We start from the raw sequence: 11,553 nt of genomic DNA, 5'->3' as shown, positions 1-11,553 counted from the left end.
GGTTGCGAAATATGGCTTACAATCCTTATAACAAATATGCCTCACAGTCTGTCATGACGATGACACACGGCGAAATGCTCACAAAGCTGTATGAGGCGGTTATACTGAATATGAACCTGGCTATAAAAGGGATATCTGAAAAAGACATCCCAGCCACTAATTTATCGTTGCAAAAAGCTCAAAAAATTTTGAACTATCTAACTGTCACATTGGACAGGCAGTATCCTATCTCAAACAATCTGGCAGCGCTATATGATTTTTTTAATCGCCAGCTGATTGCCGCAAACGTAAAAAAAGATTCTTCGTTGATTGAGGAAATTGTGCCCATGGTCGAAGAACTACGCGATGTCTTTATTCAGGGTGACAGGTTGTCTCGCATGGAAAACAGTCCCGCGTCGGCGGGTAGTTCCCGCTTTGCTGTTTCAGGTTAATATTTATTATTTATTACAGGGCCAATCGTATGGTTGGCTCTGTTTTTTTGTCATATTGCTTCTCTGTTTCCCCATAGAATATGAAAATGAAAGCAATTTGGACAGGTGCTGTTGTCCGATTGCCTTACTACATCCTGGGGAGGGCTGATCTATGGCTTACGCGATTCACGCGACAGCCTGCATCGATGAAAATGTCGAAATAGGTGATGGAACACGAATTTGGCACCACGCCGTGGTTCATAGCGGCGCAAAAATTGGCGAAAACTGTTCTTTGGGTCAAAACACGTACATTGCTCCTGGTGCTGTTGTGGGTAACAGAGTTCGTTTGCAGAATAACGTTTCGGTTTTTAACGGCGTAACACTTGAGGACGATGTTTTCTGCGGCCCGAATGCTACTTTTACAAATGTGCTTTACCCCCGTTGCGAATACCCCAAGCTGCCCAACGAATATGCGAAGACTCTGATTAAACACGGCGCTTCTCTTGGCGCTGGATGCGTTATCATCGCTGGTGTGACGGTAGGTAGTTATGCCATGGTGGCTGCCGGTACCGTCGTCACAAAGGATGTACCTAACCACGCACTGGTTATGGGTGTTCCAGCACGGCTGCGCGGATGGTTGTGTCGGTGTGGAAAGCCCATTTCAGTTTCTAACCCAAGTTGTACTTGCGGATGCCGGTATAGATTTTCACAAACTGGCCCTATCCTTGAAAGCGGTGATCACCATGATTAATTTTTCCGGTCTCCCGGAGCAATATAAACACATATCACCATATATGACTACTTCGATAGAGCAAGTACTGCAAGCGTGCTGTTATATTGGCGGATCTCAGGTAGATGAACTTGAGCAAAAGTTGGCGGCGCGCACAAGCAGTAGTTTCTGTCTGTGCTGTGCCAACGGTACCGATGCACTGACCCTCGCCATTATGGCCTGGGGTGTCGGGAGAGGCGACGCAGTTTTTGTTCCTTCCTTCACCTTTGCTGCTACGGCAGAAGCTGTTGCGCTTCGCGGAGCCACGCCAATTTTTGTAGATGTGGACGACACCTTTAACATCGACCCTGCTTCACTCGAAGATGTCATCACCACCACCCAGCGAGAAGGCTGGCTGCGGCCAGTAGGTATTGTAGCAGTCAATTTGTTCGGCGTACCCGCTGACTACCGACGGCTTAATCACATCGCCGCTCGCGAGGGTCTTTGGTTGTTGGAGGACGCTGCCCAAAGCTTTGGAGCCAGCCGCTTTGGCCGTGCTGCTTGCACTTTTGGTGAAATAGCGACAACCAGCTTCTTCCCAGTAAAACCCCTAGGCTGCTACGGCGATGGTGGGGCTATTTTTACCGACAGTCGCCCACATGCCGAGACCATAAATTCCTTACGTCTGCACGGCAAAGGGGGCTCAAAATATGACCACCGTATCATCGGCATTAATTCAAGGCTCGACACCCTTCAGGCGGCTGTTTTGTTACAAAAACTTTTAATTTTTGACGAGGAGCTTGCCAGCCGGAACAAAAACGCAAAGAAGTATACGGCGGCGCTATCTAAATTTGGTATTACTCCTGTCATCCCACCCGATACGGTTTCGGTGTGGTCACAATATACCCTTCGTCTCCCTGACAGGGTTACCCGAGACCGTCTAAAGTTGGAGTTAAGCACCTGCGGTATTCCCAGTATGGTGTACTACCCTGCCCCACTGCATTTGCAGGCCGCTTTTGCCTATCTCGGCGGCAAAAAAGGCATGCTTCCCGTCTCTGAGACAACATGTGAGCAGGTTCTGAGCATACCGGTTCACGCCTATCTCAAAGACGAAGATGTAGCGCTGATTATTGATTCAATCACAGAGTTTATGGAGAAAAAAATATAGTACAAAAAGGAGCCGTTCTCGGCTCCTTTTTACAACTTTTGATTAAACCATATTTGTACTGATGATAGTTTGAATACTTTTTCTTAATCGTTTTGCCGCTGTTTTACAAGGTCAAACTGAGCCAGAATATCAGCATCTGGCTGTTCTGTGGTCAGCGTTACAACAATAATTACGATAACCGAAAGTATGAATGCCGGCAAAAGCTCGTACACGGCAAAGACACCCTGCCCACCAGAGAGCTCTTTGAGATATTTGAATACAATGGTTCCCATACCACCTGAAACAATGCCAGCATATGCAGCCTTAAGATTCATTCTGCGCCAGAACAGTGAAAGCAGAATAGCCGGACCAAAAGCTGCGCCGAAGCCCGCCCAGGCGTAGCTGACCAAACCAAACACGCTGCTGTCGGGATTGGCTGCCAGCATCAACGCAACAGCTGAAACAAAAAGAACCGTAATGCGCGAAACCCATAATAGCCTCTGCTGTGGTGCTTCTTTGTTAAACTGATAAAAAATATCATTGGCAAATGCAGATGAGGTCACCAAAAGCTGGCTGTCTGCTGTGGACATAATAGCGGCCAGAATGGCTGAAAGCAATACACCCGCCAGAACCGGATGGAACATAGCGCGGACCAGCATCATAAATATTGTTTCGTGATCGGCCAGACCATCGATATAATAAGCCTTTCCGGCCATGCCGACTGCTAGTGCGCCAATCATCGAAATTATTACCCAAACCATGGCAATAAGGCGGGCCGGTCGAACAAAAGACGCTTTTTTAATACCCATAAAACGCGCAAGAATATGTGGCTGACCAAAATAACCCAGCCCCCACGCCAGTGCAGAAGCAATTACAATACCGCTAAAATCTTCGGATACACCAAGCTGGGTAAAGCCGGTCACTACATTATCTATTGCAACGGTGGGATCAACAAAATCGCCGAACATCAACATGATAGGAACAATAATAAGCGCACAGAACATTAAAACACCCTGAACCAAATCGGTCCATGAAACCGCCATAAATCCGCCCATGACCGTATAAGTGACAATTACAACGCCGCCAATTACCAGCGCAGTGATATAGGGAATTCCAAATATAGTGGAAAACAGCTTTGCACCCGCAACAAACATAGAAGCTGTATAAATTAAAAAGAAAAATAGAATAAATAAAGCGCAAATTACTTTGAGAATACCTTTGGGATCATGAAAACGTTTCTCAAAATATTCTGGAATAGTTAAAGCGTCTTCCGCTACTTCAGAATAAGCGCGCAGTCGCTTTGCAACAAAAAGCCAGTTAAGGTATGTACCAATAGCTAGACCGATCGCTGTCCAAACCGCTTCTTTTGTCCCTGCGGATGATAAAAATGCCAGACCCGGTAATCCAGTTAGCAGCCATCCGCTCATATCGGAAGCCTGTGCACTCATAGCTGCCACCCAAGGGTTTAACCCTCTGCCACCCAGAATATAGTCACCAATGGAGTTGTTCTTTTTCATGAAGAAAAGGCCAACACCTACCATTGCTAAAACGTAAAGAAAAAAAATTAATAGAATCACTGTTGTTTCAGTCATAAAATACCCCTTCCTGACTTATGGCAATGCGGCTCGTCCGCAATTTTTTATTTATGCACACCTGTGCCAAAAAACAATATATATTTTGTATTATACGCCAAAAATGCATTTTGTTCAATAAAAATATGCAATTCATTTTTGGTTTTTTAAATAATATCGTTAAAAATTGTTGGTTTTGCTGTTATTATGAATCTCCAAGCATTATACATATTAAAATATTTGCAATGATTTAGAATGGGCTTGCGTTTTTGTGTAAATAGCAACATGCAAAACTTTTCTAATTGCATAATGCTTGGGGATAAAGTAAAGGCGCCGCAGCTGCGGCGCCTTTTAAGTGAAAACCGTATAACCTTACTTCGCTTTTTCTGCGAGAGCTTCGTACTTGGCCTGAGCGTTCTCAGCGGCCTTTCTGAACAACTCCTTCGCTCTATCCGGGAAGACGCGCTCAAGCGAGGAATAACGAACCTCATTTCTGAGGAATGCTTCGTAATCCGCAGTAGGCGCCTTGGAATCAAGCATAAAGGGATTCTTACCCTCAAGTGCACGTCTGGGATCATACCGGAAATTATTCCAGTAGCCAGCCGCAACCGCATTTTTAATTTCAGTCTGGGCACCGCTCATGCCACCCTTGATACCATGGTTGATGCAGGGCGAATAGCAGATGACCAGCGACGGGCCGTCATAGGACTCTGCTTCGGCAATAGCCTTTGCAGTCTGCGTATAGTCGGCACCCATTGCACACTGTGCAACATAGATATAACCGTAGCTCATAGCAATCGCTGCGAGGTCCTTCTTCTTGACTTCCTTACCGGCAGCGGCAAACTGTGCAACTGCGCCGGTGGGGGTTGCCTTAGAGGACTGTCCGCCGGTGTTGGAGTAAACTTCGGTATCGAAGACGACGATGTTGACATCTTCGCCCTGTGCCAGAACGTGGTCCAAGCCACCGTAACCAATGTCATAGGCCCAGCCATCACCGCCGAAGATAAAGATCGACTTTTTGGAGAGATAAGCCTTCTCCTTGAGGATATCTTCACCAACCTTGTTTTTCTCAAGCGCTGCGACCAGCTTGTCGGTAGCGGCACCGTTTGCGGAGGCATCGCTCTTGGTAGCGAGATATTCATCGGCAGCTGCCTTAACCTCACCAGTAGCAGTCTCGGCCAGTGCTTCTACCTTGGCGACAAGCTTGTCACGGATTGCTTTCTGGCCTAAGAACATACCATAGCCATATTCGGCGTTATCCTCAAACAGTGAGTTACCCCAAGCCGGGCCCTTGCCCTTTTTATTGGTGGTGTAGGGGGTGGAAGGTGCTGAGCCGCCCCAAATGGAGGAGCATCCGGTCGCATTGGCAATATACATTCTGTCGCCAAACATCTGGGTGACTAGCTTGGCGTAAGGGGTCTCGCCACAGCCAGCACAGGCACCCGAGAATTCGAGCAGCGGCTGACGGAACTGGCTGCCCTTGACCGATTCGGCCTTGAACTTCTCGAGAACAGCCGCGTCGAAATCGATTGAAGTGCCGTAAGCAAATCCCTTCTGAGCATCAAGCTGGCTTTCGATGGGCTGCATGACAAGTGCCTTTTCGCCCTTCTTGCCGGGGCAGATGGATGCGCAGGAGCCACAACCCATGCAGTCAAGCGCAGATACGGTGATACCAAACTTATAGCCAGGCATACCGGTCATATCGACGAGCTTCTGCTCTGCCGGTGCCTTGGCAGCCTGCTCAGCGTTAAGTGCGATGGGACGAATGACCGCATGCGGACATACATAGGAGCAGAAACCGCACTGGATGCAGTTTTCGGGCATCCACTGGGGAACATCAACCGCAACGCCACGCTTCTCAAATGCAGAGGTACCCTGAGGCAGGGTGCCATCCACGCTGGAGAGCAATGCCGAAACAGGCAGGCTGTCGCCCTTCTGTGCGTTAGCGGGAATCATAACGGTGTTGACAAAGTCTACGAGCGCTTTGTTATCGCCCTCGGCCTTGGGATAATCAAATCCGCCCTTAGCAGACTTCCAGGATTCAGGAACGTTGACCTTGACCGCGCCGTTGACGCCTGCGTCAATCGCGTCGTGGTTCATCTTTACAACTTCCTCGCCACGCTTTCCGTAGGACTTGGTGGCGGCATCCTTCATATACTTGACGGCTTCCTCAATTGGAATAATCTTGGCAAGGTTAAAGAAGGCGGCCTGCAAAATAGTGTTCAGGCGATTGCCCAGGCCAATTTCCTTGGCGATCTTAACCGCGTCAATGGTGTAGAAGTTGATGTTGTTGTCAGCGATATATTTCTTAACGTCGCCGGGCAGATGCTGCTCGAGCTCCTCGTCATTCCAGCTGCAAGCTAGCAGGAAAGCACCGCCGGGCTTTAAGTCGGAAACCATATCGTACTTAGACATATAAGCAGAGTTATGGCAAGCGACAAAATCGGCCTTATTGATCAGGTAGGTGGAACGGATGGGCGACTTGCCGAAGCGCAGGTGCGAAACAGTGACGCCACCCGACTTTTTGGAGTCGTAAGCGAAGTACGCCTGGGCATACATCTTGGTGTGGTCGCCGATGATCTTGATGGAGTTCTTGTTCGCACCGACGGTGCCGTCCGAACCCAGACCCCAGAACTTACAAGAGGTCGTACCAGCGGGCGAGGTATCAGGGTTCTCAGCGATGGGCAGCGACAGATGCGTGACGTCATCCTCAATACCCACTGTGAAGCGCTTCTTGGCACTGGCTTCGGCGTTCTTGAAGACTGCGATAATCTGCGCAGGGGTGGTGTCCTTGGAGCCAAGGCCATAACGACCGGAGAAAACGGGTAGCTGGCCAAACTTCGACTCGCGGATGCCGAGCACAACGTCGAGATAAAGCGGCTCGCCAATGGAGCCGGGCTCCTTGGTGCGATCGAGAACGGTCAGGGTCTTAGCCGTGTCGGGAATGGTGGCAATCAGCTTCTCAGCGACAAAGGGACGATAGAGGCGTACGGTGACAAGGCCGTACTTGCCGCCCTTAGCGTTGAGGTAGTCTATGGTCTCACAGATGGTGTCGCAAACCGAGCCCATCGCGATGATGACATGCTCAGCATCGGGCGCACCATAGTAGTTGAACAACTGATAGTTGGTACCGATTTTCTTGTTGACCTGATCCATGTAATCCTCTACAATGGCAGGCAGGGCGTCATAGTAGCTGTTGCAAGCTTCTCTTGCCTGGAAGAAGATGTCGGGGTTCTGAGCAGAACCGCGCAGCACGGGGTGCTCAGGGTTGAGTGCACGCTCACGGAAAGCCTTGACGGCATCCCAGTCGAGCATCTCAGAAAGATCTTTATAGTCCCATGCCTCAATCTTCTGAATTTCGTGCGAGGTTCTAAAGCCGTCGAAGAAATGGCAGAAAGGCACGCGGCCCTTAATGGCCGAAAGGTGCGCGACCGCGCCGAGGTCCATCGTCTCCTGAACGTTACCTGAACAGAGGAATGCAAAGCCGGTTTGACGGCAAGCATAAATATCGGAGTGGTCTCCAAAAATAGAAAGGGCGTGCGAAGCCAAAGCTCTCGCCGAAACATTGATGACACAGGGCAGCAACTCGCCCGCAATCTTATACATGTTCGGAATCATCAGCAGCAAGCCCTGCGAAGCCGTATAGGTGGTGGTCAGAGCGCCGGCGGACAAAGAGCCGTGTACAGCGCCAGCGGCACCGCCCTCGGACTGCATCTCCGCAACCTTTACTTTCTCTCCAAACACGTTGGTACGACCGTTTGCGCTCCACACATCGGTAACCTCAGCCATAACCGATGAAGGGGTGATCGGGAAGATCGCCGCGACTTCGGTAAAGGCATAGGAAACATGTGCAGCAGCATTATTGCCGTCCATGGTTTTCATTTGTCTTGCCATAGTATTTTATTCCTCCTTTGAATTGAAAAGCGGAAATAACGAAAAATTCATTTCCGCATACTCTTTCCTGTTTCATCGTAACATGAATTTTTGGCATTGTAAAGAGCATTTGCAGGAATGGGCAGCTTTTTTCTAAAGTGACGGAAGTTGTTTAAAAGCGTTGAAATGAATACTCTGTCACCGCCTATTTTTTGACCATTTTGTATAATTAATTCCACGTTGACGAGACACATATTTCTATTTTGTCTTTGACTCGTATTTTCCATTTTCTTGAACATTTGACAGCTCGGCCTATAAATTGTATAGTGTTGGTATAGTTTGTCTTGCTTTATTTCGCTATACCAACAAATTGTTTTTTAAAGGTTCTCCTGTTATAAAGGTAAGACGTTTTTACTAGGTTTTTACCATAAGGATGAATGAGGTCACCAGATGGGGTATACCGTAAAAATGTCTGTTTTAGTGGGAGAAAAAGTATTGACATCATGCAGCAAGGAGAAATAACATGATCCCCAAAACTAGCTGGGCAGCCGTCACCTTTTGTGTCGTGCTGCCGCTATTGTTAAGCTTTCTCTTGAATTTGGCTGAAGCTGGTGCCGTTTATCTCAACGATACCAAGCTCAAGCAGCTTGTTAGCAGTGCTGATAAGAAAGCTCTTCGCTTGGATTCACTTCTCCATAAGCACCGGTCGTTTCGCCTTTCGGTTCAGTTTATTGCTCTTTTATGTCTTGTTTTGGCAGTTGTGCATGTCTGCCTGTGGACAGTCGGCTATTTTTCAGAGGTTTACGCGTTGGGGTTTAATGCCGCCATCCTCTTTTTTTGGGTGTGTGCTGTTTTTTTTGCCCTTATATTTTTTGCTGTAGCAGTAATTGCACCACGGCGAATTGCTGGTTTTCTACCATCTTCAGCGTTGGCTCTTTCGTGGCTCCTTTCGCTAACACTTTTATTATTTGCGCCTCTTACCTTTTTGATCGAACTAATTTCGAACATCTTAGTACGTTTATCAGGCTATGACCCTAATAGCGATCCCGATTCGGTCACCGAAGAAGAAATTCGCATGCTGGTGGATGAGGGTAACGAGCGCGGTGCAATTGAAGAGTCAGAAAAAAATATGATTAACAACATCTTCGAGTTTGACAGCCGCGATGTATCTCAGGTAATGACCCATCGGACCGAACTTTCGGCCGTAGAGCTACACGCCACACTTGAAGAAGTTGCGCGAATCGCCATCGAAAGTGGTTATTCCCGTCTTCCGGTCTATGATGAAGATATTGACTCAATCTGTGGTATTATATACGCCAAGGATTTGATTAAGTACATTCATCGGCCCGAGGCATTTCATCTTTCTGAAGAAATGCGTAGACCCATCTACGTGCCCGAGTCGAGCAGCTGCTCCGATGTTTTTGCGCTGTTTAACCGCGAGAAGGTACAGATTGCCATTGTTGTGGATGAGTATGGCGGAACCTATGGCATCGTTACAATGGAAGATTTGCTCGAAAGTATTGTCGGCAATATTCAAGACGAGTATGACAACGAAGAGGTCCTGGTGACGCAGGAAGAGGACGGTACCTATGTTCTTGATGGCTCAATTGGTATTTCAGACGCCGAACAGCTTTTTAATTTTCATGTACCGGATGATTCTGAAGCAGACACGCTCGGTGGCTTTATGATTGAACTGCTAGGTGGTGTTCCCCATCAGGGCGAAGACCCCAGGGCTGTCATTTTTGGCGGCGTGACTTTTTCTGTATTGCGTTCGGACGAACGACGTATAGAAAAAATTAAGGCGGTTATTCACTCTGACGCTGAATAAAATATTAAAGGACCGCAGTAATCTGCGGCCCTTTTTTATATTTACCAATATTACCTATAGTTTATTTTATTCTTAAATATACTAATATTTATTTTTGTTGTCTTTATATTAAATACAATTAGTATTTAATTCATCTTATATACTAATTTTAACTTATTTTCATTGCATTCTTATAAGAAACAGTATTGTGCATTGCATAGTACTGTGCTATAATCAGAATGCATCTATTAGGAGGTGAGCCATGAATACTCAGTTGCGCAAAGGCGTTATCGAGATGTGTATTCTTGCACTTATAGACCATCAGGATATGTACGGATATGAAATTGTACAATCGATTGCATGCCATATTAACATTAACGAAGGAACGGTCTACCCGATTCTTCGCCGCCTGACTATGGAATCTTACTTCTCCACATATCTGGTAGAAAGTCGAGGCGGCCCCGCGCGAAAATACTATCGTATTACACCGGTCGGCAAGGAATATCTCATGCGTTCCATGGGCGAATGGCGTAAAATGACCGATATTGTAGAGAAAATTTTAGGGGGGACAAAATCCGATGAGCCGATATGAATACTTAAAAACGTTGGAGAGCCACCTTAAGCTCTCGCTTTCGAGAAGCGAAATTAATGATATCCTGCGCGACTACGGCGAATATTTTACCGAGGGTGAAAATCAGGGAAAAAGTGAGTGGGAAATTATCGCAAAGCTTGGTGATCCCAAGGAAGTTGCACAACAGATTATCTCTGAATCTCACAAGGGTGAAAACAAAAAAACGATAGCACATATTTTTTCGCGTATAGCTGATACAGCAAAAAACGTGACAGGGACTGTTAGTAACTTTGTTAAAACCACTGGCGGTAAAATTACACTCGTTTTGCTTGTGTTGCTTTTCGCACCGCTATGGGTTGGTGCTTGTGGCGTCTTTTTAGGCGCGCTACTGGCCTTTTTTGTTGGGTTGGCAAGCCTAGCAATACTTTGCGCCACTGCTGTACTGTTTGGCATTACCGCTGCTGTCACTACCAGTCTTCTTATCACTACGTTTCCCTTTAGCGTGATTTTGTTGCTTCTAATCTTTTCGGTGGGTTTGATAGCCGGCGGAGTACTGGGCCTTTCTCTGTTGATAATTGCTTTTAACTGGGGATTAAAGCTTGTCTTGCAGTTGTGCCGTTGCTTAAAAACGTATTTAACCACAAAAACTAGCACACCTCCCATAGATGTGAAGCTGAACTTAAATAATCAGGAGGGAGAAACCGAACATGCTTAAAAAAGCTGCTGCTATTTCCGCAATTGTTCTGGCCTTTTGCCTTATCGCCTTTTTTGCGCTTTCTCCACTTGCTATCTCTGACTCGGTAGCGTTAGCACAGCAGATGGCGCCTTCTTATGCGGTAATGTCTGAACTGTCACAATATTCAGCTGAAGATATTGAGGCTGTGACGCTGACGGGCTACTGGGGTAATTCACTAGAGGTTCGTCCTTCTGCCGACAACAAAATTCGTATATTAACCGATAATTACAGTGTTTCTCCCCCTGTTTTTAGGCCCCGATCTTCCGACGATGGTACGCTGGAGGTATATTGCATTTTTACAACCCCCTCCCCTATTACACTCTTGACCCGCGAAAATATTCAGCGCCTTATTGTTGCTTCCCTTAACAACAAATCTCTAAATAGAATCGTTCTGGAATTGCCTGCCTCGGTTGCTTTTAAAGTTGGAGAATATGATAACCATTACTATTACAATATTTTTATTGACGAGCGTGTTACGGTTTTTCAGCCAGATGAAAAACTCGCCCAAGAGGATAAGGCTAATAATGTAGATGGTGATGAAATAGTTGAGTCTAATAAAACGATCTTCTCCGATGTCACGCCCGAGCTTTAAGGCCATGCTGTAATCCTATTAAAAAATTATATTTTCCCCTTGACAAATCTTTAGGGGTTTATTATGATAGTGTCAATATTTAAAATGCGATGAAGAGGAACAGTAAGATCTTTTGCTGACTACAGAAAACCGTCGGT

General features: G+C 46.8%; 9 protein-coding genes and 1 other annotated feature (1 of these 10 cut by a window edge). Of the genes, 7 read left to right on the top strand and 2 right to left on the bottom strand.

Annotated features, from left to right (window positions below; all coding sequences use genetic code 11):
- Nucleotides 1-11 precede the first annotated feature (11 nt).
- From fliS to RBH76_09005, 3 genes are all read left to right on the top strand, one after another.
- Nucleotides 12-431: a flagellar export chaperone FliS gene (gene fliS, locus RBH76_09015; protein WMJ82879.1), complete on the top strand. Its 420-nt coding sequence runs from the start codon at nucleotides 12-14 to the stop codon at nucleotides 429-431.
- A 151-nt stretch (nucleotides 432-582) separates the two neighbouring features.
- Complete coding sequence (locus RBH76_09010; protein WMJ82878.1) at nucleotides 583-1,161, top strand: acyltransferase; 579 nt, start codon at nucleotides 583-585, stop codon at nucleotides 1,159-1,161.
- Nucleotides 1,154-2,287, top strand: coding sequence for a DegT/DnrJ/EryC1/StrS family aminotransferase (locus tag RBH76_09005; GenBank protein WMJ82877.1), 1,134 nt, complete (start codon nucleotides 1,154-1,156; stop codon nucleotides 2,285-2,287). Before RBH76_09010 ends, RBH76_09005 begins: the two co-directional genes overlap by 8 nt.
- 83 nt (nucleotides 2,288-2,370) lie before the next feature.
- Here RBH76_09005 and putP read toward each other — a convergent pair whose 3' ends face one another.
- Together putP and nifJ are read right to left on the bottom strand one after the other, a co-directional pair.
- A complete protein-coding gene (putP, locus tag RBH76_09000) occupies nucleotides 2,371-3,858 on the bottom strand; it encodes a sodium/proline symporter PutP (protein WMJ82876.1) in 1,488 nt (495 codons plus the stop codon).
- 351 nt (nucleotides 3,859-4,209) lie between these two features.
- Nucleotides 4,210-7,731, bottom strand: coding sequence for a pyruvate:ferredoxin (flavodoxin) oxidoreductase (gene nifJ / locus RBH76_08995; GenBank protein ID WMJ82875.1), 3,522 nt, complete (start codon nucleotides 7,729-7,731; stop codon nucleotides 4,210-4,212).
- Between the two features lie 502 nt (nucleotides 7,732-8,233).
- On the opposite strand from nifJ, the gene RBH76_08990 reads away from it, so the two are divergent.
- The 4 genes from RBH76_08990 (at nucleotide 8,234) to RBH76_08975 (ending at nucleotide 11,416) form a co-directional block, all read left to right on the top strand.
- Nucleotides 8,234-9,538, top strand: a complete 1,305-nt coding sequence (locus RBH76_08990) for a hemolysin family protein (GenBank protein ID WMJ82874.1) — start codon at nucleotides 8,234-8,236, stop codon at nucleotides 9,536-9,538.
- Between the two features lie 241 nt (nucleotides 9,539-9,779).
- A complete protein-coding gene (locus RBH76_08985; GenBank protein WMJ82873.1) occupies nucleotides 9,780-10,109 on the top strand; it encodes a PadR family transcriptional regulator in 330 nt (109 codons plus the stop codon).
- On the top strand, nucleotides 10,096-10,803 hold the full coding sequence (locus RBH76_08980) for a DUF1700 domain-containing protein (protein WMJ82872.1): 708 nt from the start codon (nucleotides 10,096-10,098) through the stop codon (nucleotides 10,801-10,803). The genes RBH76_08985 and RBH76_08980 overlap by 14 nt, the downstream gene beginning before the upstream one ends.
- Nucleotides 10,796-11,416 carry a hypothetical protein gene (locus RBH76_08975; GenBank protein ID WMJ82871.1) on the top strand — a complete coding sequence of 207 codons (621 nt, stop codon included), beginning with the start codon at nucleotides 10,796-10,798 and terminating at the stop codon, nucleotides 11,414-11,416. Before RBH76_08980 ends, RBH76_08975 begins: the two co-directional genes overlap by 8 nt.
- Before the next feature lie 80 nt (nucleotides 11,417-11,496).
- Nucleotides 11,497-11,553, top strand: a binding site (T-box leader) (it continues 215 nt past the right edge of the window).

The organism is Oscillospiraceae bacterium MB24-C1, from assembly GCA_030913685.1.
GTDB lineage: Bacteria > Bacillota > Clostridia > Oscillospirales > Ruminococcaceae > Yanshouia.
The sequence above is the reverse complement of the archived record's forward strand: the minus strand, read 5'-3'. Positions and strand labels throughout refer to the sequence as shown.